Below are 25,831 nucleotides of genomic sequence, written 5' to 3' on the forward strand. Positions count from 1 at the left end.
TTTTATGTAATTGTTTGATTTAGTTTTTATTTATCTAAAAGAAGCTCTTGAACCTCCAACATTAAATATAGCTAACATTCTGCTTTTTTGCCCATTAGAAAACATATACATTCCTCTGTCATCTGTATAGTCCATATAGTTCATATACATTTCTAAAGGAGTACCTGAGCAAGTTGATCTATGCCCAACTGCTGGAACACCATAATTTGCTGTATTATGAGTAGGTGTATCAGATACTAAATCAGATCCACAAGTTGCATCACCCCAAATATGACGTAAATTCATCCAGTGACCTACTTCGTGAGTAGCTGTTCTTCCTAAGTTAAAAGGATAGGTTGCTGTTCCTGTTGTTCCAACATATCTTGAATCGCAGACAACACCATCTGTAGCAGAAGATCCTCCAGGGAATTGTGCATATCCTAAAATTCCACCACCAATTGTACATATCCAAATATTTAATTTAGTAGTTGGTGAAGTAGGGTTTAGACCACCTCTGTTTGATTTTTTCATAGCATCTCTAGTACCCCAAGATGACTTGTTCGTTGATTTTCTATTAATTGCATCTAATACAAAACGAATACCAACATTAGCTCTTACACTGCTGTAAGGATTATTAGCTGTGTTATAATCTGAATTTTGAGCATTAAAATCTTTGTTTAATACATCAATTTGAGATTGTAATTGTGCTTGTGAAATGTTTTCAGAAGAAGTTCGATATAGTACATTGAATACAACAGGAATTTCTAAAACACCGTTTACGATTCTTCCTTGACTAATCATTTGTGATGTAGCTACTTCAATGTCTTGCATTCTTTTTGCTAATCCTGGATTTTCTTTTAATTGCCATTGTAAAACCTCCTCTGATGCACAACCTCTGTGTGCACTAACAGATGCTTCAGTTGTTTCTGTCTCTGAAATAGAATTGTCTTCATTGTTACAAGAAAACATTATCATTACTGCTGAAACTGTTAAAAAAAATTTTTTCATAATGTAAACTGTTTGTTTGTTAATATTTATATTGCAATTATATAACATAAAAACATAACATTATTATTTTTTTAATTGTTTTTTTTACATATTTATTGTATTTTTTGTTAAAATTAGTAAATTAAATTCATTTGTTTCTTGTTTTAAAGGGAGTTTATTGAATAATTAAAAATAGTTATAGATGTTTTTTTTTTTTTTCAGGTAGTAAGAACAAAATTGAATAAATGTTGACTTTGTTTATTTATGATTTTATAAAATAAAAAAAACCACCAGTAATTATATACTGATGGTTTTTATTTAGTAAATCGTAATTATTATCTAAAAGAAGCTCTTGAACCTCCTACATTAAATATGGCTAACATTCTACTCTTTTGACCGTTTGAAAACATGTACATCCCTCTATCATCTGTATAATCCATATAATTCATATACATTTCTAAAGGAGTTCCTGAACATGTGCTTTTATGTCCCACAGCAGGTACTCCATAATTAGCAGCATTGTGAGTTGGAGTGTCTGATACTAAGTCTGATCCGCAAGTAGCATCACCCCAAATGTGACGTAAATTCATCCAATGCCCAACTTCATGAGTTGCAGTTCTACCTAAATTAAATGGATAAGTTGCAGTACCTGTTGTACCGGTGTATTTTGAATCAATAGCTACACCATCTGTAGCAGATGATCCACCTGGAAACTGAGCATATCCTAAAATTCCACCACCAATAGTACAAACCCAATAGTTGAGTTTTGTAGTAGGAGATGTAGGAGCAATTCCTCCAGTGCTTGTTTTTTTCATAGCATCATTTGTTCCCCATGATGTCTTAGTTGTGCTCTTTCTGATAACTTGATCTAATACAAAACGTATTCCTACATTTGCTCTTACACTGCTATAAGGATTGTTGGCAGTATTGTAATCTGAATTTTGTGCATTAAAATCTTTGTTTAATACATCAATTTGTGATTGTAGTTGAGCGGTAGAAATGTTTTCAGCAGTAGTTCTGTATAATACGTTGAATACTACTGGAATTTCTAAAACTCCATTTACAATTCTTCCTTCAGAAATGGCTTTTGCAGTTTGTAATTCAATGTCTTGCATTCTTTTAGCTAATCCTGGATCAGCGATTAACTGTTTCTGTAATACTTCGTCTGAAGCACATCCTCTATGTGCAACTTCAAGATCTTTGGAATTGGTTTCTTCTATTGCTCTGTCTTCATTTTGACAAGAAAAACCTAAAATTAGCACAGATGCTAGCACGAAAATTTTTTTCATAATTACTGTTTGTTTGATGTTAAGATTATGTTATTTTATAACACCACAATATTATGTTAAAAAAAGATTCGATTTTCAAAAAAAAGTGATATTGGTATATTGTTTTATAAAAAAGTTTTCTATATAATTGCAAAAACCGCAATAAAAATATTAAAGTACTAAGTATATGGTTGTGTTTTTAGTTTTTGAATGCATAATTTATAATGTTGGCTCCCATTTTTAAAGCTTTTTCTCTTATTTCTAATGGATCATTGTGAATCTCAGCATTTTCCCATCCATCACCTAAATCAGATTCGTAGGTATATAGTAATACTAAACGGTTTTCAATAAATATTCCAAATGCTTGTGGTTTCTTATTATCGTGCTCATGAATTTTTGGCAATCCATTGGGGAAATTATAAGGAGTATTGAAAATTTCATGAGTAATAGGTATTTCTACTAGATTGTTTTGTGGAAATAATTTATTAATTTCTTTTCTAATATATTCATCCATACCGTAATTATCATCTATGTGTAGAAAACCACCAGAAGTAAGGTAATTCTTTAAATTTTGTGATTCATTAGGAGAAAAGATTACATTACCATGACCTGTCATGTGAATAAATGGGTAAGAAAAAATATCAGAACTATTAACTTCTACAGTTGCTATTTTAGGAGTAATCTTAGTATTAATATTTTGATTGCAAAATTGAACTAAGTTTGGTAATGATGTTGGATTAGCATACCAATCTCCACCTCCAGAATATTTTAGTATGGCAACTTCTTGTGAAAAAGAAAGGTTTGTAAGTAAAAGTAAAAGAAATAGTTGTTTCATTTTATTCATTTATTAGTGCTATTGTATGACAAGCAACAATTGCTGCTGTTTCTGTTCTTAATCTAGTATTTCCTAAAGTTACTGGAATAAAATTGTTTTTTAAAGCTAGCGCTATCTCATTTAATGAAAAATCTCCCTCAGGACCAATTAGGATTAATATGTTTTCATTTATTTTGATAGAATTTTTAAATGATTTTTTATTTTGTTCTTCGCAATGTGCTATGAATTTTGAATCCTCATGATTTTCTTTAATAAAATCTAAAAAGCTGATAGGTGTATTGATTTTAGGTAAATAATATTGTAAAGATTGTTTCATAGCTGATTGTAAAATTTTTTCTGCCCTGTCTTTTTTGAAAACTTTTCTTTCAGAATGGTCACAAATAATAGGAGTTATTTCATCAATACCAATTTCTGTAGCTTTTTCTAAAAACCATTCATATTTGTCATTCATTTTAGTAGGAGCTACTGCTAAATGAACTTTGTATTTTTTGGGTTCGATGAATTGTGAATCCACTATTTTTACTTGACATTTTTTGTCTGAAGCAATAGTAATTTCGCAAGTAAAAAGAGAGCCATTTCCATTCGATAACTGAATTATATCACTTTCTTTTTTTCTAAGGACTTTTACAATATGTTTGCTTTCTTCTTTGTCAAAAGTAAAAAAGGAGTCTTCTTTTTTTATGTTAGGGTTGTAAAATAATTGCATATTAAAATTCAATTCGAGCTTTAGAAGTGATGGTGTTGGTATTAAAATTATTTTCAAGATAATTATAATATCCTACAATTCCTATCATGGCAGCATTGTCAGTAGTATATTCAAATTTTGGTATGTAAGTTTTCCAACCCAATTTGCTTTCAGTTCCTTTTAAAGTTTTTCTAATACCACTATTTGCAGAAACTCCACCTCCAATAGCAATTTGTTTAATTCCTGTTTCTTGAACAGCTATTTTCAGTTTATCCATTAAAATATTAATTATTGTATATTGGATAGAAGCACAAATATCATTTCTGTTTTCTTCAATGAAATTGGGATTAATAGCCACATTTTTTTGAACAAAATATAGAATTTGTGTTTTTAATCCACTAAAGCTAAAGTTTAATCCTTCTACTTTTGGTTTTGTAAATTGGAATGCTTTTGGATTTCCTTCTTGTGCATATTTGTCAATTAAAGGACCACCAGGATAGGGTAATCCAAGTATTTTAGCTGATTTATCAAAAGCTTCTCCTACAGCATCATCTGTTGTTTCTCCAATAATTTTTAAGTCAAAAAAACTATTTACTTGAACAATTTGAGTATGTCCACCACTAATAGTCAATGCTAAAAAAGGGAAAGTAGGTTTTTCATAATTTTCTTCATCAATAAAATGTGCTAAAATATGAGCTTTCATATGATTTATAGCTATCAATGGAATTTCTAAAGCCATACTCATTGATTTCGCAAAAGAACCTCCAACTAGTAGGGATCCCATTAGACCAGGTCCTTGAGTAAAAGCTATACAGTCTAAATCCTCTTTAGTGATATTGGCTTTTTTGATAGCAACGTCCACTACAGGAACAATATTTTGCTGGTGTGCTCTTGAAGCAAGTTCGGGTACAACTCCTCCATATTCTTCATGAATAGCTTGTCGTGCTACAATATTTGATAGTACTTTATCGTTGCAGAGTATAGCAGCAGAAGTATCATCACAGGAACTTTCTATTGCTAAAGTATATACATTTTTTTTCATTTTAAAAAGGGCATGAAATTTGCTAAACCTCAATTGTAATTATCTTACAAAAATGATTATTTTTGTTGATAATTCAATGATTCTTCTTTTTCTGACAAATTTAAACATTTTATAGTATTAAAAAACTTAAAAAAATATTCTTCAGAACGCTATTAATAGTGCTAATTTTTTTATTGGTATCAGGAATACTTTTGTCTTTACCTTTTGTTCAAACTTACTTGGGAAAATATGCAACTGAACAATTGAATAAAGAGTTTGGGACAGATATAAATATTGAAAAAGTAGCTGTAACTGCTTTTGGTTCTGTAAAGTTAAAAGGAATTTTAATAAAAGATCATCATAAGGATACTTTGTTTTTTATTAAAAGATTGAATACTTCTATTTTAAGTATAAATGAGTTGTATGATAGTGGGCATCCCTATTTAGGAAAAGTAATTTTAGATGGACTTGATTTTAACCTTAAACAATATAAAGGTGAAGATTTTACAAATATTGATAAATTTATAGAATCTTTTGATGATGGAACTCCTTCTTCTGGTAAATTTAGAATGAAGTCTAGTTCTATGACTTTATATAATAGTAGATTTAAATATATAAATGAGAATTTACAAAATCAGAAGATATTTGATTTAAAAGATTTAAATGGAACTATAGAGGATTTTTATATTAAAGGGCCAGATGTTAGTACGTATATAAATAAGTTGTCTTTTAAAGAAGAGAGAGGGCTTTTAGTTGAGAATTTAACTGCTAATTTTACTTATACTAAAAAGAATATATTATTAGATAAATTATATATTAAAACAAATGAATCATTATTTAGAGGTAATCTTGAATTAAGATACAATAGATCAGATTTTTCAGATTTTAATAATAAAGTAATTTTTGATGTGCAAATGGATGAAGCTTCAATAGCTTCTAATGATTTAAATTATTTTTATAATGAATTTGGTAAGAATAATATATTTGATATAGATACACATTTGATAGGAACTTTAAATAATTTTACTACTGAAAATTTGCATTTAAAAGATGTAAATGATTCTAAAATTTTAGGAACCGTTCAATTTAAAAACTTATTCAATAAAGAGGAGTCTTTTTACATAAAAGGGAAATTCAGTAAAATAAGCTCTAATTATAATAATTTAATTGCAATTCTTCCTACAATTTTAGGTAATAGTTTGCCTTCATCGTTAGTGAAATTAGGTAATGTTACTCTTGTAGGTGATGTTGAACTAACCGATAATTTTATAAATTCAGATGTAGTAGTTTCTTCTGTTTTAGGAAAAATTGTAACCAATTTGTCTATTGAGAATTTATCTAATATTGATAATGCAACTTATCAAGGAAATGTAATGTTAGATGATTTTAATTTAGGTGAATTTTTAAATCAATCAGATATTGGAAAAGCAACATTGAATTTAGATGTAGAAGGACAGGGCTTTACCAAGGAATACCTAAATACTAATGTGAAAGGTAAAATTGATAAATTTTATTTCAATAAATACAGTTATCAAAATATTACTGTAGACGGGAATATGAAAATGCCTTATTTTAAAGGTTATTTTAATAGTAATGATCCTAATTTAAGGATGGATTTCGATGGGTTAGTAGATTTAAGCTCTAGAGCTAAAAATTATAATTTTAAAGCTAATATTGATTATGCTGATTTATATGCTTTGCAATTTTCTAAAATTGATTCTATATCTATTTTTAAAGGTAAAATTTCTTTTTTAGCGAAAGGAAATACATTGAATGATCTCGATGGTGTTTTACAAGTAGAAAACGTTTCTTATCAAAACAATAAGGACAGTTATTATTTTGATGATTTCCAATTGAGTTCTAGTTTTGATGCAGAAAGGATAAGAACTATTACTATTAATTCTAAAGATATCATTAATGGAAAAGTAGTAGGTAAATTCAAAATTAATCAAGTAAGAAAAATTCTTGAAAATGCAGTTGGAAGTCTTTATGCTAATTATTCACCTAATAAATTACAAAAAGGACAATTCTTAGATTTTAATTTTACTCTTTATAATAAAATTGTAGATATTTTTGTTCCAGAAGTTTCAATATCAGAAAATACTAAGATTAAAGGTAAAATAAATGCTGATTTAGGAAAATTTGAATTTGATTTCAATTCACCAGATGTAGTAGCCTTTGGTAACTATTTTAAAAATATTAAAATAGACATCGATAATAAAAATCCATTATATAATACTTATATTGAAATGGATAGCATTCGAACTAAAAACTATAGAATTTCTGACTTTAATTTAATTAATTTAACGATGAACGACACATTGTTTGTTCGTTCGGAATTCAAAGGAGGTAATGAACAGGATGATAGTTTTTCTTTGAATATTTATCATACAATAGATGAAAATAAACAATCAGTTATTGGTTTTAAAAAATCGGAAGTTAATTTTAAAGATTATTTATGGTTTATAAATGAAAATGAAAACAATGATAATAAAATAATTTTTGATAAGAATTTTAAAGATTTTAAATTCCAAAAGCTAAGATTGTCACACAATAATCAGAATATGGATTTTTATGGCGAAATGAAAGATTCTACCTATAAAGATTTTAATCTGACTTTTAATGATGTTGATTTAGACAAAGTAACTCCATCTTTAGATAGTATAGCTTTAGATGGTAAAGTAAATGGTTTTATTAAGTTTAAACAAGATAAGACCTATTATAAACCATTGTCTAATATTCATATAGATAGTTTAAAAATAAACAAGTTTCCAGTTGGAGATATGTATTTATTGGTTGAAGGTAATGATGCTTTCAATGAATTTGATATTGACTCTTATATTGTCCAAAAAGGATCAGAACGTTTTAATTTAAATGGAACATTAAAATATAGAAACAATCAATCCACATTAAATATGGAAGCGATTTTTAACCGTTTTGATTTGGCTCCATTTGGCTCTTTGATTGGAGAAGTTATTACAGATGTAAGAGGAGATGCAACAGGAAGTGCTAATATAAGAGGATTGGTCACTGATCCTGAAATTGATGGAAGATTGTACTTAAATGAAGCTGGTTTAAGGGCACCTTATTTAAATGTAGATTATAATTTTGAAAAAAATGCCATAGTTGATATTACAGAGAAAGAGTTCTTATTTAGAAATATAGTTATAACTGATACAGAATTTAATACAAATGGAGTTTTAAGGGGTTCTGTTAAACACGAAATGTTTTCAGATTGGGAATTAGATCTAGAAGTACGAACTAATAATCTATTAGCTTTAAATACAAAAGATTCTGAGGACTCTTATTATTATGGAACTGCATTTTTAAATGGTAGTGCAAAAATTAGTGGAAGAATAGAATCATTATTAGTTACCGTTGTGGGAGAGTCTGAAAAAGGAACTTCTATAAAGATTCCTGTTAGAGATGCTGAGGATGTTGGACGAAAACCTTATTATACTTTTATTAAGAAAGAAGATTTGCTTACTAATAATACTAATAACTTATCCAAGAACAAGTACAATGGCTTAGAATTGAACTTAGATTTTGATATTGATACCGATGCTGAAATTGAAGTTATATTAGATAGGGAATCAGGTCATGCCATGAAAGGTAACGGTTATGGTTCTATGAGAATGGAGATAAATACATTAGGTAAGTTTTTAATGTATGGTGATTTTCAGGTTCAAGAAGGTGTTTATAATTTTAAAAAAGCAGGCTTAATAGATAAAAAATTCCTTGTAAAAAAAGGAAGTACCATTCGATGGGAAGGAGATCCGTTAGGGGCTATACTGAATCTTGAAGCTATTTATAAAACTCAAGCAAATCCATCTGTTTTAATTGAAAGCTCATCTTTTAACACTAATAGAAAATTACCTACAGAAGTGTCTATTGTGATTAATGGTAGTTTGAGTAATCCAGAACCGGATTTTAATATAAACTTCCCAACAGTTAGTAGTGTTTTTAAAAGTGAAATAGATTATAGATTACAGAATAAAGATGTGAGACAAAATCAAGCATTTGCATTATTGGCTTTTGGGTCATTTACTACTCCTGAAAACGCAGGAAGTGTAGCTTATGGTTCCTTGTTCGAAAAAGCAAGTTCATTATTTAATGATATTATTTCTGATGATGATTCTAAATTGCAAGTAGGTGTTAATTATGATCAAGCTGACAGAATTAATCAAATTTCAGGTAGAGTAGGTTTAACATTGAGTACTCAAATTAATGACAAGATATCTATTAATGGTAAAGTAGGAGTTCCTGTAGGAGGGGTTACAGAATCTGTATTAGTTGGTGATGTTGAAGTGCAATTACAATTAAATGAAGACGGATCTTTAAGAGCTCGTGTATTTAATAGAGAAAATGATATTAATTATAATATTGGAGAAGGTATAGGTTATACACAAGGTCTAGGGCTAAGTTATTCACTAGATTTTGATTCCTTTGGTGAAATGATTCGTAAAATATTTACAAAAAATAAAGACAAAAATAATAGTTCTTCCTCTAATGAAGATATTCCTGATTCTGAGGAATTATGGAACAAAGACTACTACATTAGAAAAAATAAAGAAATAGAGGAAGAAAAGGATAAAAAGAAAGAACTAGAGAAAGTTCCAGAAATAGAGTAATTCTTCAATTTTTATATTAAAAAACAAAAAGTTATTAACGAAAACGATTGAATTTTAGTATAAAATTTAATATTTGATAAAAATATCCAAATATTCCATTTTCCTTTTTTAAATTTACGATAAATAATTATAAATGTTGCCAAAGATTAATAAAATTGGTGTACTTACCTCTGGAGGAGATTCACCTGGAATGAATGCAGCCATACGTTCTGTTGTAAGAACTTGTGCTTTTCATAGTATTGAATGTATAGGTATCTATAGAGGATATCAAGGAATGATAGAAGGAGATTTTAAAGAAATGGGTCCTCGTTCTGTTAACAATATAGTAAACAAAGGAGGAACAATTTTAAAATCAGCTCGATCTAAGGAATTTATGACAGCAGAAGGAAGAAAAAAAGCTTTCGATAATTTAAAAAAGGCTGGAGTTGATGCTTTAGTTGTTATTGGAGGAGATGGATCTTTTACTGGAGCAGAAGTTTTTAATAAGGAATATGGTTTTCCAGTAATGGGAATTCCAGGAACTATAGATAATGATATTTTTGGTACTAGCCATACATTAGGTTACGATACAGCATTAAATACAGTTGTTGAGGTTATAGATAAAATTAGAGATACTGCTATTTCTCATAACCGACTTTTCTTTGTAGAAGTTATGGGTAGAGATGCTGGTCATATAGCTTTAAATACTGGAATTGGAGCAGGAGCAGAAGAAATCTTAATTCCTGAAGAAGATTTGGGATTAGAAAGACTGTTGGAATCTTTAAAGAAAAGTAAAGAGTCTGGTAAATCTTCAAGTATTGTTGTTGTTGCAGAAGGCGATAAAATTGGTAAAACAGTTTTTGAACTGAAAGATTATGTTGAAGAGAATATGCCAGAGTATGATGTAAGAGTATCTGTTTTAGGTCATATGCAAAGAGGTGGTTCTCCTTCATGTTTTGATAGGGTTTTGGCTTCAAGATTAGGTGTTAAGGCTGTTGAATCAATCCTTGAAGGGAAATCAAATTTTATGGTAGGTCTATTAAACGATAAAGTTGCTTTAACTCCTTTAGAACAAGCTATAAAGGGTCATACAGAAATAGATAAAGAACTACTTCGAGTTTCTGATATTATGTCGACTTAAAACAAAAACTTTAAAAAATTACACTTTTAAGAATAAATTAAACCATAATAAAACATTAATTAAATAAAGATTAAAATGTCAAAAGTAAAATTAGGAATTAATGGATTCGGAAGAATCGGAAGAATTGTATTTAGAGAATCATTCAATAGAGATAATATAGAAGTAGTTGCAATTAACGATTTGTTAGATGTAGATCATTTAGCTTATTTATTGAAATATGACTCAGTTCATGGTCGTTTCAATGGTAAAGTTGAAGTTAAAGACGGACAATTATATGTTAACGATAAGTTCATACGTGTAACAGCTGAAAAAGATCCAACACAATTAAAATGGGATGATGCAAAAGTAGATGTTGATGTAGTTGCAGAATGTACTGGTATTTTTACAACTTTAGCAACTGCAGAAGCACACATTAAAGGGGGTGCGAAGAAAGTTGTAATTTCGGCTCCTTCTGCAGATGCTCCAATGTTTGTAATGGGGGTTAATCATGATAAAGTTACTGCAGCAAATAATATAGTGTCAAATGCATCTTGTACAACAAACTGTTTAGCACCTTTAGCTAAAGTTATTAATGATAATTTTGGTATTGTAGAAGCTTTGATGACAACAGTTCATGCTACAACAGCAACACAATTAACAGTTGATGGTCCTTCACGCAAAGATTTTAGAGGAGGTAGAGCCGCTTTATTAAATATTATTCCAGCTTCAACAGGAGCAGCAAAAGCTGTAGGGAAAGTGATTCCAGAATTAAATGGTAAATTAACAGGCATGTCTATGAGAGTACCTACTGCTGATGTGTCTTGTGTTGATTTAACAGTAAAAGTTGCTAAAGAAACATCTTATGATGAAATTATGGCTGTTTTCAAAAAGGCTTCTGAAAATGAATTAAAGGGTATCTTAGGTTATACAGAAGATTTAGTAGTTTCTCAAGATTTTATTTCTGATTCAAGAACTTCAATAGTTGATGCTCATGCAGGAATTGGATTGAATTCTACTTTTTTCAAGATTGTATCTTGGTATGATAATGAATATGGATATTCATCAAAATTAATAGATTTAGCTGTTCACGTAATGTCAGTAAAATAAATAAAGAAAAATGTCCTGTTGCTATTTTCTAAAAGAACAGGACATTTTTATATCTATGATGGCTACTATTAATCACCAAATAAAATAAAAAGTATTTGGTTTTTTTTCAACCAACCAACAAAACTGAAACGAAATGAAATTACTTGTAGATAGTGGCTCTACTAAAGCCGATTGGATTGCTATAGATGATAACGGAAAAGTTATTTTTACAACACAATCATTGGGATTAAATCCAGAAGTATTAAGTAGAGAAGAAATTATTAATCGATTAGATGATAAGTTCGATATTTCTCACAATAAAGCAAAAGCTTCTAAATTATATTTTTACGGTGCTGGGTGTGGAACAGATAGAATGAAAAATTTCCTTGCATCTGTTTTTGAAGAGTATTTTAGTAATGCTAAAGTTACTGTTCATGAGGATACTTATGCAGCAGTTTACGCAACAACACCAAAAAATGAAAAAGCAATTGTTAGTATTTTAGGTACAGGCTCCAACTGTAGTTATTTTGATGGTAAAGTGTTGCATCAAAAAGTACAATCTTTAGGTTATATAGCTATGGATGATTGTAGTGGAAATCGTTTTGGAAGACATTTAATTAGAGGGTATTATTTTAATAAAATGCCTTTAGAAATGGCTAATGATTTTGAAAAGACGTTTAATCTAGAACCAGATTTTATTAAAAATAAATTATATAAAGAGCCAAACCCAAATGCCTACTTAGCTACATTTGCAAAATTCCTAATTAAGTATAAAGATTCTGATTTTTGTAAAAAATATATTCAAGAAGAATTGGAGTCGTTTGTTGAGAATTATATCATGCAGTTTGAAAATTATAAAGAAGTACCTGTGCATTTTGTAGGTTCGATTGCATTTTATTTAAGAGACGAGTTAAATGAAATTTTGAAAAAGTATGAGATAAATGTGGGTAATATTTTGAGAAGGCCAATAGATGGGTTAATTGCTTATCACGTTTTAAATAAATAAATTTAATCCCGAATAATCGGGATTTTTTTATATTTGTTAATATGAAAAAGAAATTTGAAATAGCAATTATTGCACACGATGGAAAAAAAGCAGATATGGTTCAGTTTGTGAATAAAAATAAATCCATATTGCAAGCAGAAAATATCATTATAATAGCTACTGGTACAACAGGAGGAAAGGTTGAAACTATAGGAATTAAAGTAAAAAAAATGTTGTCAGGACCATTAGGTGGAGATGCACAAATTGCAGCTCGTGTTGCGGAAGGGAAAACAAAAATGGTTCTATTTTTTAAAGATCCAAATTCAAGTCATCCTCATGAACCTGATATTTCGATGTTGATTAGAATTTGCGATGTGCATAATGTTCCATTAGCAACTAATGAAGCAACTGCTCAGCTGTTGTTGTTTGGATTAGATGAATTGAAATAATATTCATGATTTATAAAACAAATATTTTTCAAGAACAGTTTCGTAAAGTGTGTCAAAGTTAATTTGTAAAGTATTTGCTGAAATAAAAATAGGAGAACCATAAGATTTATAGTTCAATAACATAGCTTTTTTCTTGAAAACACTTTTTTGTTTATCAATATACAATTGTGGGTTATTTGTAATGATCTTTAAAAATTGTTGGTTTACAACAGTAGTTTTTTGAATGTCTATAATATCTTTCCAAAGAATTAATCCACCTGAAATACCACTTGTATTATCAATTATTCCTTCAGCATTAATGGTTAAACCAATGTTACTATTTCTAAATTTATTTAAAATACTAATAGTAATAATTCCAAAAAATAAGATACTTATACAGCCTATAAGTAGTGTAACAATTGGATTACTTAAAAATAGATTACTAGATACGGGTTGTTTGATGATTAGCCATAAACCTATACAACAAAATAGTATTGAACCCAATAACTTAAGCATCATTTTTTTCTTACTTAACGGAATTTCTATGGTATCTTTTTTCATGTTTTTTATACAATATGCTTCTCTTGTTTAATTAATGGTTTTTTGTATTTTTTACGTTATTACAAAATGATGATAGTAATGAAAGGAATATAAATAGTAAGATTATTTTTTTCGAAATATAAGCATAACTTTCAAAAGTGTTTATTTCTAAAGTAAAAATAAATATATAAAAAAGGGTAATATCAATTACGAAATCACCCTTTTGTTGAATAGTTATTTTTATTGCTTTAAGTTTTTCGCTAAAAATCCTAAAGTCGCTTCATACATATCTATTGAATTTTCTTCTTTGGCAAAACCATGGCCTTCATCGTATTTTACCATATAAGGTACTTCAAATCCTTTAGCTCTTAAACCTGTTACAATTTGATCGGATTCGGCAATATTCACACGAGGATCATTCGCACCTTGAATTACAAAAAGAGGTTTTTTAATTTTGTCAATTTGGAACACTGGTGAAACTTCTTTTGCAATGGTAGCTTCTTTTGGATCATCTAGGTCATACCAAATTTGTTTTACAATTTCTTTATAAGGCTTCCAATATTCTGGGAAAGAATCAAAGAAAGTGAAGATATTGGAAACTCCTACGTAATTCACACCACAAGCATATAAATCAGGAGTTTTTACTAAGCCCATCAACGTAGCATAACCACCATGACTTCCTCCATAAATGGCAATTTTATCTTTATCAACCCAACCTTGCTTTATAGCATAAGCTACACCATCTTCTACATCGTCCATTAATTTTCTACCAATTTGTTTAAAACCAGCACGTAAAAATTCTTTTCCATAACCTCCGGAAATTCTAAAGTTTACTTGTAAAGTAGCATAACCACGACTTGCAAATAACTGGGTTTCTGGGTTAAAACCCCAAGAGTCTCTGATACCTTGTGGACCACCATGCGGATTTACAATTAACGGTACTTTTTTACCTTGTAATGCTTCTTTTGGTAAAGTGATGTAGCCATAAATGGTTTTTCCATCTCTACTTTTAAATTGTATAGGTTTCATTTCTGCCATATCAACTTCTTTTAGTTGAGGCATTAAATCATATAATAATTTAAATTTCTTAGTTTTAGCGTCAAATTGATAATAAGTTCCGTATAATTTATCGCTTTGTACAATTACTAAAAATTGTGTTTCATTATCATCTTTATCAACGATATATGCTTCTTTATTTGGAAACTCTTTTTCCATTAATCCATAAATTTCCTTGTATAATTTACTTACAGGAATTACTTCATTCTTTTCTCCTTCAAATGAAAAATAATCAATTTCATAATTTCGTTTTCTAGCAAGACTTAAGCCACTTACATCAAATGTTGGATTAGAAAAAATTTCTTTGATTATTTTTTTGGATGCCAAATCATATAAAACAATTCGTGTTTTATCACTATCTAAATTAGTTAAAACATAAGCTTCATCTTTATTTTTTGAAGCATAATTAAAACTGATTATACCGAATGAATCATCCCAGTTTGTTGTAGTATGTAATTTAAATTCTCCCGTTTTATTATCTTTATAGTAGAATTGATTTTGAACACCATTAACCAATTTACTATAACCTCTAAGATTACCGTCTTTGTCAAATTCGTACCCTTGAATAGGATTTGCAATGTCTTCATTTTTATACAATTGCTCTAATGCACCAGTTATAATATTCAATTTGAAAGGTTCGAATACTTGTTTGTTATTTTTATTCATCGAAACGATGATATAATCTTTTTGTTCTTTTAATATGTTTGTGATACTAGCTTGAACACCGTCAAAAGGAGTCAGGTCTTTTAAATTGCTTCCGTCAAGATTTACTGCATAAACATGATAGTTTTCATCACCCCCTTTATCCATTGCAAAAAACAAACGTTCGTCATTAATCCATCCGTAACCACGAACTAATTCCTCTTTTTCTTCAATAGCCTTTTTAATAGTTCCAGTAGCCAATTCTTTTACATAAACATGTCGTTTGTTATTTTCATCTTTTTCACGATAAGACATGTATTTACCGTTTGGAGACAATTGAAAACTAGATGCTTTAGGTTTAGCAAAATAATCTGAAACAGAATATTTATAATTTCCTTTGTCGTAGGCTTTTAATTTTTCTAATGTTTCTTTAGAAGAAGGAAGAGCTGTGTTTCCTGGTAATTTATTTTCAAAAGAAGAAAGTGTAAGCGGAAGATTCATTCCTGCTTGATGAAATTCTCCTACAATTTGTTTGTTTTTGAATTCCCCTTTAAATTCAATACCTAATTGAGGTGCTTTTAAAGTAATGGAATTCTCTTTTACTTCTGTTTTATCAATGGCAACACCAGAAGCTCCTTGCATAGGAACATCCATAGTGGATGTATACACATTGTCTTTTTGTGTAATGTGAAAAATGACTTCCAATTTCATGCCTTGCACGTCTAGTTCTCCTTTCCAGTCTCCAACAAATTGTTGGGCTTGTGTGGTAATACTCATAAGTAGTAAAATAATTAGATGTTTTGTTTTCATGTGTCTGTGTTTTTTTAAGTTTAGTTGTAAAACTTTAAAGTTGATTGATGATTGAAACAAGAAATAATTAGTAGTCTAGAGCTACTAAATTTTTCTTTTATTTATAAGACAGACTTTTATGAAAAATGTTACAGTTCGTTTTTAATATTGATTTATTTTATCCAATGAAAAAACATGAAACTTATTAACTTTGACGATACGAATGAGCTCTTTAAGTCTCATTTCTAGACTTTGTAAGGCAATTTTTTCCTTTTTAGTGTTTATTTTTATTGAAATTGTAACGACATCTAAATCTATATTTTTTGACTCTAATTCTTTTAGTTTTATCATGAATTCTCTATGATTTTTATAAGAATAGCAATAAATGACAAATTCAACATTTTTTGGTGTTTTATTATCCGCTTTCAAGAAAATAGGGATATTTTCTTTAATAGAAAAAATAGCATAATCTTTTATTCCTGAAAATACATCTCGTATTAGTTTTTTTTGGTTAAAACCAATTTTACACAAATCAGAATAAGGTTTTTCAGAACAAATTTTTTGAATATACTTTCGATTTTTATAGGCTTCAAAAGCATGTGAGAAAGGAATTAATAAAGAAATTGTATAGATAATTACTAAAACAATGATAATCTATTTCCACTCTATTTCTTTGTAGAAAAAAATAAATAGATAAAATAAATTAAATTAACGTGAATAATACACTTGTCCATAAATACAGATTGATTAATTGTTTTTTTAGTTGGAGTAGTTCTTTCATAAACTAATTAAGAGATTTACTTATTAGTTTTTAGTACTCCTAATAATAAGTCTTTTAATTCAGAATTATTAACATTATCAAATTTATGTCTTTCAAAATCAATAGTAGTTTCGTCTTTTTTAATTATAAAATTTCTCTCAGTTTCAATGAAATTTGAAATACATAGCTTAATCATTTCTTTATCATCCAATTGAATTGCTGTTCTTAAAGAAAATATTTTAAAATCAATATTTGTTTTTTCATTATTAAAGTATTTTATTTCATACAAATTTGATTTATATAACTTTAAAAAAAAGAATGCAAAAAATTCTATGAAAATCACAAGTGAAATTCTTGGGATATAATGAGACAAAATTTCAACGTTATTTTTAAAGTTTATTCCATTATAAAAAACTTCATAAACTAAACAAAAAATAGCTAAAAATGTCGATAAAGTTCCTATTACTAAATTAAGATTTGCACTTTTTCGCAATCTTAAAATTTCTTCATCTAATCTATTTGATTTACTTTCGATGTAATAAAGAAGAGAATTATTTTTTTTATTTTTTTGAGCTTCCTCTTTGAAATTTGAATTGATTTTTTCTTCAATATAGTTGTCGTTAAATTTATTCTCTATTGCTTTTTCTACTATGTCATTGATATTAATTTCTGTATCTTCAGTTTTTCCAGATTTTTTTTTAAGTAATTCAATATTGTATTTTATTTCTGATAGTTCTTCTAAATAGTTTTTTTCAAAATTATTATGTGAATTTTTCTTTATCATATTAGGTTGTAAATACTTCATTAAATAAAAACCTAGTGCTATGGTTATTGATAATAAAGCAAGTAAGAATGTTGTGCTTTTAGTTTTATCAAATATGATATTTTCTTTAAAATAAAAAAATATAGAGAGACTTATGCTTAAAGACAAAAATAGACCTGCAAAAAAAGATAATCTTTTTTTTCTTATATTTCTTTTCTCAAATTTTTCTATCTTTTTTTTTCTTTCTTCTATTAGATCTTCAATTTCAGATTTTTCATGTATAATTTTATTTATATAATCAGAATATTCTTCTTTCATATTTTATATTTATTAGTATATAAAACAAATATACATATTTTGATTATTAGTATTTAGTTATTAAAAATTTACTTTTACATATATGAGCTTCAAAAAAAACAGCCCCAGTTTCTACAATTGAGGCTGTTTTTTATATGTATTTTGAAAATATATTATTTCTTCTCAATCCACTCTCTTGCGTTTACAAAAGCTTCAATCCAAGGAGAAACTTTGTCGTTTCTGTCTTTTGGATAATGAGCCCAATTCCAAGGGAAAGTAGAACGTTCAATGTGTGGCATCATTACTAAATGTCTTCCAGTAGCATCACACATCATAGCTGTGTTAAAATCTGAACCATTTGGATTAGCTGGGTAATTTTCGTAACCATATTTAGCAACAATATTGTATTTGTCTTCACTGTAAGGTAAGTTGAATTTTCCTTCTCCATGTGAAATCCAAACGCCTAATGTGCTTCCAGCTAATGTTTTCAACATTACCGAATTGTTTTCTTGTATCGTTACTGAAGTAAAACCACTTTCGTGTTTATGAGATTCGTTATGTTGCATCTTTCCATGTACTTCGTGATCTGGATTGATTAATTCCAATTCCATCATCAATTGGCAACCGTTACAAATTCCAACGGATAAAGTGTCTTCTCTTTTGAAGAAGTTTTTCAAAGCGGTATTCGCTTTTTCGTTATATAAAAAAGCTCCAGCCCAACCTTTAGCACTTCCTAATACATCCGAATTAGAGAATCCTCCAACAGCTCCAATAAACTGTATGTCTTCTAGAGTTTCACGACCTGAAATTAAATCGGTCATGTGAACATCTTTTACATCAAAACCAGCTAAATACATCGCATTTGCCATTTCACGCTCCGAATTACTTCCTTTTTCACGAATAATGGCAGCTTTTGGTCGGTTTTCTTTTGGAAACGAAGTAATTTCACCTGTAAATTGTGTTGGGAAAGTATAGTTTAACGGTTGGTTTGCGAAGTTTTCAAAACGCTCTAACGATTTTCCGTTTTTGGTTTGTTTTTGGTCGAGTAAGAAAGAGGTTTCAAACCACATTTCTCGTAATTGTGAAATGTTGTAGGTTGTAAGTTGTAAGTTGTGCGTAATGTTTAATTCGTTGCTTGCAACAACTTTTCCTAATTTGAATAGTTCAATGCCTTCAAATGCTTTTTCGAAAGTTGTATCATCATTTGCTTGTAAAACAATTCCAATATTTTCAGCGAAAAGAATTTTTACTAAATCTTTTTCGGTAAACGAACTAAAATCTAAAGTGGCTCCAACATTTATATCTGCGAAACACATTTCTAGTAAAGTTGTGATTAAACCACCACTTCCAATATCGTGTCCAGCAACAATTAAATTGGCTTTAATAGCTTCTTGTATTGTGTTAAAAGCTTTTTTAAAGAAAGTACTATCTTTTATCGTTGGAGTTTCAGTACCAATTTTATTTTGGGTTTGAGCGAATGAACTGCCGCCCAATTTAAAAGTATCTTGAGATAAATTAATGTAGTACACTGAACCTTTGTCTTTTTGGAAAACAGGTTCCACAACTTTAGTAATATCATTACAATTTCCAGCAGCAGAAATAATAACCGTTCCAGGAGAAATTACTTCTTCATTAGGATATTTTTGCTTCATAGAAAGCGAATCTTTTCCAGTTGGAATATTGATTCCTAATTCAATTGCAAATTCCGAACATGCTTCCACAGCTTCATATAAACGAGCATCTTCTCCTTCATTTTTACAAGGCCACATCCAATTAGCAGATAAAGAAACCGATTTCAAATTGTCTTTTAAAGGGGCAAAAATGATATTCGATAACGCTTCAGCAATCGCATTTCTACTTCCCGCTTTTGGATCAATTAAAGCAGCAATAGGAGCGTGACCAATTGAGGTTGCAATTCCTTCTTTTCCGTTATAATCTAAAGCCATTACACCCACATTGTTTAAAGGCAATTGTAATGGTCCTGCACATTGTTGTTTGGCTACTTTACCACCTACACAACGGTCTACTTTATTGGTTAACCAATCTTTACAAGCAACAGCTTCTAATTTTAGAATTTCTTCTAAATAGGTTGGTATATTTTCTTGCGAATAAGTTACTGTTGCATAATTTCTATCGATAGTTTTGTCAGTCATTATAGTTTTAGGTGAACTTCCAAAGAAATCTTCCAAAGCATAATCCATCGGTTTTGCTCCAGTAGTTTTTGATTCAAATGTAAAACGATGATCACCAGTAACATCTCCAACTTGATACATTGGAGCACGTTCTCTGTCAGAAATACGTTGTAAAATGTCAATATCTTTTTTACCAATAACTAATCCCATTCTTTCTTGTGATTCGTTACCAATAATTTCTTTAGCAGATAAAGTTGGATCACCAACAGGCAATTTGTCTAAATCGATTAATCCACCAGTTTCTTCAACAAGCTCAGATAAACAATTTAAATGGCCACCAGCTCCATGATCGTGAATGGAAACAATAGGGTTTTCATCACTTTCTACTAAACCCCGAATAGCATTAGCAGCACGTTTTTGCATCTCTGGATTGGAACGCTGAATAGCATTTAATTCAATTCCTGAACTAAAAGCACCTGTATCTGCTGAAGAAACAGCAGCTCCACCCATTCCAATTCTATAATTTTCACCACCAAGAATGACAATTTTGTCTCCTGTTTGTGGTTTCTTTTTTATTGCTTGATCTAATTTCCCATAACCAATTCCACCTGCTTGCATGATTACTTTATCGTAACCTAATTTGCGAGCTTCTTCTTCATGTTCGAAAGTTAAAATAGAACCAGTAATAAGTGGTTGTCCAAATTTATTTCCAAAATCGGAAGCTCCGTTTGAAGCTTTGATTAAAATATCCATTGGTGTTTGGTACAGCCATTTTCTTTCTGGCATTCCGTTTTCATAAGATCTGTTATTCGTTAAACGTGAATAGGATGTCATGTAAACAGCAGTTCCTGCTAAAGGTAATGAACCTTGTCCACCTGCTAAACGGTCGCGAATTTCTCCTCCGGAACCAGTTGCTGCTCCATTGAATGGCTCGACAGTTGTTGGGAAATTATGGGTTTCTGCTTTTAAAGAAAGTACGGATTCGAAATCTTTTTTCTCATAGAAATCAGGTTTATCTGCCGATTTTGGAGCAAATTGTTCTACAACTGGTCCTTTTACAAATGCTACATTATCTTTATAAGCCGAAACAATATCATTTGGATTTTCTGAAGATGTTTTCTTTATTAATTTAAATAAAGATGTTTCTTTTTCTTTACCATCAATCACAAAAGTACCGTTGAAGATTTTATGACGACAGTGTTCCGAATTGGCTTGTGAAAAAGCAAAAACTTCTGAATCGGTGAGTTTTCTGCCAATTTTAGTAGATAAGTTATTTAAGTATTCAATTTCTTCACCGTTTAAGGCTAATCCTTCTGTTTGATTGTATAGGGCAATATCATCAATTTCTAAAATACCTTCTGGTTGAATATTGATGGTATAAATGTCTTGATTTAATCCGTTATACTTTTGTGAAAGCATGGGGTCAAAATCAGAAAAATCTTCGGCTACTTTTTGGAATTCTTCAATTCGGATAATTCCTTCGATTCCCATGTTTTGAGTAATCTCAACGGCATTGGTACTCCAAGGCGTTATCATAGTTGCTCTAGGGCCAACAAAAAAATCCGCTAATACGGATTCTTCTATTTTATTTACGTTGCCAAAAAGCCAATTCAATTTTGATATAGTTTCTGCCGAAAGCTCGTTTTGCGTTTGAATTGCAAAAACAGTAGTACTTTCGTTTCCGAAGAAATGAATCATTGTGTTGTGTTGTTAGTTGTTGTTTAAAGTGCAAATTTATCTTAAAAAGTTTGAAGTTCAAAGTATAATTTGCCCAACTTAATAACAAAAAAACCTATCATTTGTTAATGATAGGTTTTTGATATTTTTAAAAATTGTTTATTCCACGATTATGCGTAACATTTTGTTAAAGCTAGTATTTGATATTGTTACATAATAAACACCAGTTGTGAGATTATTTATTTGCAATTGATTTTCTTTTTCTACAACTTTTTCATATACTTTTTGACCAATAGTAGAATAGATTTCTACTAGAAACCCTTTTTCATTTTTATTGAAATCTATTATAAAAGTTCCTTTATTAGGGTTTGGATAGGCTTTGATTTCAACATCATTACTTGTATTACTTACTTCTTGAGAAATTTTATTGCCTAAACCTCCACATGTATTTGTTGAATAAGTGTCCCAATCAGAACTGCTATAACTTGTTTTAGGAGCTGTTACAGAAGATTTTCTTCTTAATGTTACATCAGCTGCAAAATTAGAAGAACCACCATTTAAATTACCTATGATATCTATCAAAGTTCCATTTTTAAACAAGCCAACAGGGTCATTACCATTAAAAGTTAATTCTGATGCTGAAGTGGAAATGTTAGCACTTGTTTTATTGTAACAAGCTGATGATATCGAGTTGTTTACGATTACATATTTTCCATTATTTGCTAAGGTGCCAGATAATGTTAATCCAGAACTCCATGAGCCACTTCCGTTTGTTTGTTTTTTTATAGAATAACCGGATAAACTTACAGAAGATCCTGTTTCATTTTTGATTTCTAAAGCCTTGTTGTTTGATGAGCCTTCAACATATTCAGATAAAAATAAATCACTTTTTGAACCACTAGTGGTTCCACCTCCTGTATTTCCTCCACCCGAAGAAGTTCCTCCCCAAATTACGTTCACATAATTAGGGTTGTCAATAAAAGGATTTCTATTTCCTTGACGAGCGTAAATGGCATTATTACGTTCTATTTCTCTAGCGCTAACTGGATCTTGTGCGTGCCAAGCCAATAACATATTTAAGAATGAAGTGGTAAAAACTTGATTACTTGTATTATTAAACATTGGATACGAATAATTGGCTACAGTATTTTGATAACGAGTTGCAAAATAAAAATACATTCTTGCAATGTCACCTTTAAATGCATCCACAGGTTCAAAAACTGTTCCTGAATAACCAGAAACAGCACTTGTTCCTAATTTACTACCGTTTCTAGTGGTTTTTGACGCAGAAGCAACATCTCCATGCGGGTAATTAGAGCGTATACCATTTACATAACCATCTGTTGGTGTAATAAAATGTGCATCGGAAACCATGGGAGAAGAAGAATTAAAAACAGATTGAGGAATCATGTGTTCTCTATTATAGCAACTTCCTTCACCTGAATAACTTCCGCATTGATTTGTGCTGTAGGAGTAATTATAAGGATCTTTACCATTTTGAACTTCAGAATATAAATCAAATATAGTATTATCATTTTCATTTTGATGATCTCGATCAGAAGTACCGTAAGTTGTCCAAAGACCACTATAACCTCTGTCGTTATGATTTTTGATAATATTATATAACTGTGTTTTTAAAGAATAACCGTTTCCAGTTGCAGAAGAATAATAGCCATTTGGTGCTTGGGCATGAGAGTAGATTGCAAAAAATATTGCAAAAAATACGTTAATTTTTTTCATTGTTTGTTGTCTGTTAGTTACTTAGCAAATCTAACCACATTTTTCAAATCTAAAATTAACGTATTGTTAACTTATTAACATACTTATTAATAATTTGTTAAAAAATTAAAAAGGCTTTTGTTGGGAATTATTTTCTTTTTAAGATAGCTTCCATACTTTTAAATTGTTTGCCATCATAATCGATGTCAAACATTTCTATTTTTTGGGTATTACTGTCAATATATGTAAATATTTCTTTTAATTTTTTCTCTTTTCTTGTTAAAGGATCGATTGTTTTACCTTCAAAGTTAATCGATTTTGTATCACTATTGAATTGTCCTTTCATAACCATTATACCTGTACCCATATTATCAATCCATGTTGATACGTATTCCTGTGCTGTATTATCATAAGCTAAGGTACTTATTCCTTCAAATGGCATACCCATCATATCTCCTTTATGGGTAGATTCTTGATATCTACCTCCTAAAATCATTTTATTTATGACTTTGAAAGTAGATTTAACTGGATCACTTTTCCTACTAGCCCACATTGTAATTTCTTCTTCCCAGACTCCATTGTCTTGTGCCATTATTTCATGTGTTTTACTTGGAGTCATATGTTTTTCCCAGGCTCTATTTATAGTTGCTGAATCTGGTGGAAGTTCATTTTGAACAATTACTTCTGGAATTTCTAAATTATATTCGTTATCAACTTTTGGATCAATATCTTTACAAGAAATAAAATTAATGAAAATAATACTGAACAAGGGTAGTAATAATTTTTTCATAATGTTAAAATTTTTAGTTTTGTTTAATCAAATATACTAAAATTATAAGCACCAATGTCAGTTGTCGGATTATTTCTTTGATTTCCTAAAATATCAGTTGTTCCAAAAGAATAACTAATGTCAGCGGTACCTTTACCAGCAGAGTTTTCTCCTATAAGTAATTGATTTTTAGTAGGGTTTTTGAAGTCTGGATTATTGGTTGCAGTGTTTGTAGCGACTAAGCAGTTTGCAAATTTAGAACCTGAAAATTGGTAAAGAGGGTCATTAGAGAATTGATTACTAAAGTCATTAAATTTAATCAAACAATTATTAAATTGGTAATTAAAATTGGTATCTGGACCTTCTTTTTCAAATGAAATGGAATAATTGGTAGAACTATAAAAAATACAGTTATTAAAATTAGCTTTAGTTAAAGCATATTCAATTGTCCCATCATAATTATCAACAAATAATGAAGTTTGATTTTGGGATGGCCAATAATTTCCAATAGTAGAATGAGTAAATTCATAACTTCCACCAAAAGTACAAGCCAAACCAGCTTCACCACAATTATTTGTAACCACATTTAAACCATATATTGAGCCTGTTCTTGCTAAAATACCCACATTACTACAGTTGTAAACTTGAATATTATTTAAGTTTAGTGTTGGATTTGTTGTACCATCATTGCCAGTAACTAACATTCCTACTGTAGCATTTTTAATAGTTAAATTAGTTAAATTGTTGTTAGTGCTTCCAAGTGTAAACCAAATTGTTCCCCATTGTCCAGGAACTTCAGAAAAATTAGGTTCTAAACGGTCTCCTTCGAAAATAACTTCATTTTCTAATGCTTCAGTTGTTGAAATTGTTCCATTTACTTGAAGAGAAGCTTCATCAGAAACGATTAAACCAGATTCTGAATGAAAGTGAATTCTTGCTCCTGCGTCAACAGTTAGTGTCTTTGTGTTAGGAATTACAGCATAACCATATATAACATAAGGTTTGGTGTTATTCCAATGTAATTCATCTCCATTTATTGGGTCTGTTTCTGAAAGGACACTTGCTTTAATTGTAACAGGATTACCGTTTTCATCTGTACCAAGGCTTACATTTTCATAAGTGTAGGTATTATCTGGATTTTGAACACGTTCTGGATATATAAAATAAGCATCCTGAATTAAAGTAACCAATTCCACTTTTTGAAAATTACCATCGGTACCAAAAAGAATTTGATCAGTATATAAAAAATCAGTTGGATTTGCATCAGCAACGTCTGCTGTTACTTCTATAAAAATAAATAAACTATCATTAGCTAGCATTTCAATATTTTCAAATACTTGGCCTGGCATGCCATCAACCATTAGTCTATATTTTGAATTTATTCCATTTCCTAATTGTAGTTTTGGAATAGCTATATTCTTATCACTTATATTATAAACTTTTAAAGTGTAAGTACTAGAACCTATATTGGTAAACACAGTATCTAAATAAACGGTGTCTTTTGAGAATGAAAGATTTCCAACACTTGGTTCAAAATCAAAATCATTTCTACAAGAAAATAGAATAGCAAATAATGCGATTATGATATAAGAATAAATTTTCATTGAATTTTTAATTAGCGATTTTTTAAGTGTAAATGTAGTATTTTTAAAATAATAACGAAATATATATCATTTTCTTATA

The 25,831-nt window shown here is 29.5% G+C and carries 18 protein-coding genes; 5 read left to right on the forward strand and 13 right to left on the reverse strand.

Going from position 1 to position 25,831, the window contains the following annotated elements:
• Positions 1-30: 30 nt before the first annotated feature.
• From FIA58_RS01235 to tsaD, 5 genes are all read right to left on the reverse strand, one after another.
• On the reverse strand, positions 31-987 hold the full coding sequence (locus tag FIA58_RS01235; RefSeq protein ID WP_140959197.1) for a zinc metalloprotease: 957 nt from the start codon (positions 985-987) through the stop codon (positions 31-33).
• 314 nt (positions 988-1,301) lie between these two features.
• Positions 1,302-2,255 carry a zinc metalloprotease gene (locus FIA58_RS01240; protein ID WP_140959199.1) on the reverse strand — a complete coding sequence of 318 codons (954 nt, stop codon included), beginning with the start codon at positions 2,253-2,255 and terminating at the stop codon, positions 1,302-1,304.
• A 178-nt stretch (positions 2,256-2,433) separates the two neighbouring features.
• On the reverse strand, positions 2,434-3,069 hold the full coding sequence (locus tag FIA58_RS01245) for a DUF4159 domain-containing protein (RefSeq protein ID WP_140959201.1): 636 nt from the start codon (positions 3,067-3,069) through the stop codon (positions 2,434-2,436).
• A gap of 1 nt (position 3,070) precedes the next feature.
• The gene (locus tag FIA58_RS01250) at positions 3,071-3,775 is read right to left on the reverse strand and encodes a 16S rRNA (uracil(1498)-N(3))-methyltransferase (RefSeq protein WP_140959203.1); all 705 of its coding nucleotides are present in this window, start codon (positions 3,773-3,775) and stop codon (positions 3,071-3,073) included.
• Position 3,776: 1 nt separating this feature from the next.
• Entirely contained in the window at positions 3,777-4,796 is a 1,020-nt protein-coding gene (gene tsaD / locus FIA58_RS01255) for a tRNA (adenosine(37)-N6)-threonylcarbamoyltransferase complex transferase subunit TsaD (protein WP_140959205.1), read from the reverse strand.
• A gap of 218 nt (positions 4,797-5,014) precedes the next feature.
• Here tsaD and FIA58_RS01260 point away from each other — a divergent pair, with 218 nt between their 5' ends.
• The 5 genes from FIA58_RS01260 (at position 5,015) to FIA58_RS01280 (ending at position 13,025) form a co-directional block, all read left to right on the forward strand.
• On the forward strand, positions 5,015-9,406 hold the full coding sequence (locus FIA58_RS01260) for a translocation/assembly module TamB domain-containing protein (protein ID WP_243754621.1): 4,392 nt from the start codon (positions 5,015-5,017) through the stop codon (positions 9,404-9,406).
• A gap of 133 nt (positions 9,407-9,539) precedes the next feature.
• Positions 9,540-10,526 (forward strand): 6-phosphofructokinase, encoded by a 987-nt coding sequence (pfkA, locus tag FIA58_RS01265; protein WP_394352400.1) that lies wholly within the window; start codon positions 9,540-9,542, stop codon positions 10,524-10,526.
• A gap of 75 nt (positions 10,527-10,601) precedes the next feature.
• Positions 10,602-11,612 carry a type I glyceraldehyde-3-phosphate dehydrogenase gene (gene gap, locus FIA58_RS01270; RefSeq protein ID WP_140959207.1) on the forward strand — a complete coding sequence of 337 codons (1,011 nt, stop codon included), beginning with the start codon at positions 10,602-10,604 and terminating at the stop codon, positions 11,610-11,612.
• Positions 11,613-11,745: 133 nt separating this feature from the next.
• On the forward strand, positions 11,746-12,597 hold the full coding sequence (locus FIA58_RS01275; RefSeq protein ID WP_140959209.1) for a BadF/BadG/BcrA/BcrD ATPase family protein: 852 nt from the start codon (positions 11,746-11,748) through the stop codon (positions 12,595-12,597).
• Positions 12,598-12,638: 41 nt separating this feature from the next.
• Positions 12,639-13,025: a methylglyoxal synthase gene (locus FIA58_RS01280; RefSeq protein WP_140959211.1), complete on the forward strand. Its 387-nt coding sequence runs from the start codon at positions 12,639-12,641 to the stop codon at positions 13,023-13,025.
• 3 nt (positions 13,026-13,028) lie between these two features.
• Here FIA58_RS01280 and FIA58_RS01285 read toward each other — a convergent pair whose 3' ends face one another.
• The 8 genes from FIA58_RS01285 to FIA58_RS01320 all read right to left on the reverse strand — a co-directional run bounded on the left by FIA58_RS01285 (position 13,029) and on the right by FIA58_RS01320 (position 25,752).
• A complete protein-coding gene (locus tag FIA58_RS01285) occupies positions 13,029-13,565 on the reverse strand; it encodes an STM3941 family protein (RefSeq protein ID WP_140959213.1) in 537 nt (178 codons plus the stop codon).
• Between the two features lie 219 nt (positions 13,566-13,784).
• The gene (locus FIA58_RS01290) at positions 13,785-16,052 is read right to left on the reverse strand and encodes an alpha/beta hydrolase family protein (RefSeq protein ID WP_140959215.1); all 2,268 of its coding nucleotides are present in this window, start codon (positions 16,050-16,052) and stop codon (positions 13,785-13,787) included.
• A 141-nt stretch (positions 16,053-16,193) separates the two neighbouring features.
• Complete coding sequence (locus FIA58_RS01295) at positions 16,194-16,562, reverse strand: hypothetical protein (RefSeq protein ID WP_140959217.1); 369 nt, start codon at positions 16,560-16,562, stop codon at positions 16,194-16,196.
• Between the two features lie 266 nt (positions 16,563-16,828).
• Positions 16,829-17,872, reverse strand: a complete 1,044-nt coding sequence (locus tag FIA58_RS01300) for a hypothetical protein (protein WP_140959219.1) — start codon at positions 17,870-17,872, stop codon at positions 16,829-16,831.
• A gap of 152 nt (positions 17,873-18,024) precedes the next feature.
• Positions 18,025-21,681, reverse strand: a complete 3,657-nt coding sequence (gene purL, locus FIA58_RS01305; protein ID WP_140959221.1) for a phosphoribosylformylglycinamidine synthase — start codon at positions 21,679-21,681, stop codon at positions 18,025-18,027.
• Between the two features lie 138 nt (positions 21,682-21,819).
• Positions 21,820-23,400, reverse strand: a complete 1,581-nt coding sequence (locus tag FIA58_RS01310; protein ID WP_140959223.1) for an endonuclease — start codon at positions 23,398-23,400, stop codon at positions 21,820-21,822.
• 127 nt (positions 23,401-23,527) lie between these two features.
• Positions 23,528-24,169 carry a DUF1579 domain-containing protein gene (locus FIA58_RS01315; RefSeq protein ID WP_140959225.1) on the reverse strand — a complete coding sequence of 214 codons (642 nt, stop codon included), beginning with the start codon at positions 24,167-24,169 and terminating at the stop codon, positions 23,528-23,530.
• A gap of 23 nt (positions 24,170-24,192) precedes the next feature.
• Positions 24,193-25,752, reverse strand: coding sequence for a hypothetical protein (locus FIA58_RS01320; protein WP_140959227.1), 1,560 nt, complete (start codon positions 25,750-25,752; stop codon positions 24,193-24,195).
• Positions 25,753-25,831: the final 79 nt, after the last annotated feature.

The organism is Flavobacterium jejuense (genome assembly GCF_006491595.2).
Classification (GTDB): domain Bacteria; phylum Bacteroidota; class Bacteroidia; order Flavobacteriales; family Flavobacteriaceae; genus Flavobacterium; species Flavobacterium jejuense.

Excerpts from the sequence above, each read along its gene's own strand:
- FIA58_RS01300 (WP_140959219.1), bottom strand. The coding sequence starts at position 17,872 with ATGAAAGAAGAATATTCTGATTATATAAATAAAATTATACATGAAAAA.
- FIA58_RS01310 (WP_140959223.1), bottom strand. The coding sequence starts at position 23,400 with ATGAAAAAAATTAACGTATTTTTTGCAATATTTTTTGCAATCTACTCT.
- FIA58_RS01320 (WP_140959227.1), bottom strand. The coding sequence starts at position 25,752 with ATGAAAATTTATTCTTATATCATAATCGCATTATTTGCTATTCTATTT.
- FIA58_RS01240 (WP_140959199.1), bottom strand. The coding sequence starts at position 2,255 with ATGAAAAAAATTTTCGTGCTAGCATCTGTGCTAATTTTAGGTTTTTCT.
- pfkA (WP_394352400.1), top strand. The coding sequence starts at position 9,540 with ATGTTGCCAAAGATTAATAAAATTGGTGTACTTACCTCTGGAGGAGAT.
- FIA58_RS01245 (WP_140959201.1), bottom strand. The coding sequence starts at position 3,069 with ATGAAACAACTATTTCTTTTACTTTTACTTACAAACCTTTCTTTTTCA.
- FIA58_RS01315 (WP_140959225.1), bottom strand. The coding sequence starts at position 24,169 with ATGAAAAAATTATTACTACCCTTGTTCAGTATTATTTTCATTAATTTT.
- FIA58_RS01280 (WP_140959211.1), top strand. The coding sequence starts at position 12,639 with ATGAAAAAGAAATTTGAAATAGCAATTATTGCACACGATGGAAAAAAA.
- FIA58_RS01275 (WP_140959209.1), top strand. The coding sequence starts at position 11,746 with ATGAAATTACTTGTAGATAGTGGCTCTACTAAAGCCGATTGGATTGCT.
- tsaD (WP_140959205.1), bottom strand. The coding sequence starts at position 4,796 with ATGAAAAAAAATGTATATACTTTAGCAATAGAAAGTTCCTGTGATGAT.
- FIA58_RS01235 (WP_140959197.1), bottom strand. The coding sequence starts at position 987 with ATGAAAAAATTTTTTTTAACAGTTTCAGCAGTAATGATAATGTTTTCT.
- FIA58_RS01290 (WP_140959215.1), bottom strand. The coding sequence starts at position 16,052 with ATGAAAACAAAACATCTAATTATTTTACTACTTATGAGTATTACCACA.
- purL (WP_140959221.1), bottom strand. The coding sequence starts at position 21,681 with ATGATTCATTTCTTCGGAAACGAAAGTACTACTGTTTTTGCAATTCAA.
- gap (WP_140959207.1), top strand. The coding sequence starts at position 10,602 with ATGTCAAAAGTAAAATTAGGAATTAATGGATTCGGAAGAATCGGAAGA.
- FIA58_RS01285 (WP_140959213.1), bottom strand. The coding sequence starts at position 13,565 with ATGAAAAAAGATACCATAGAAATTCCGTTAAGTAAGAAAAAAATGATG.
- FIA58_RS01250 (WP_140959203.1), bottom strand. The coding sequence starts at position 3,775 with ATGCAATTATTTTACAACCCTAACATAAAAAAAGAAGACTCCTTTTTT.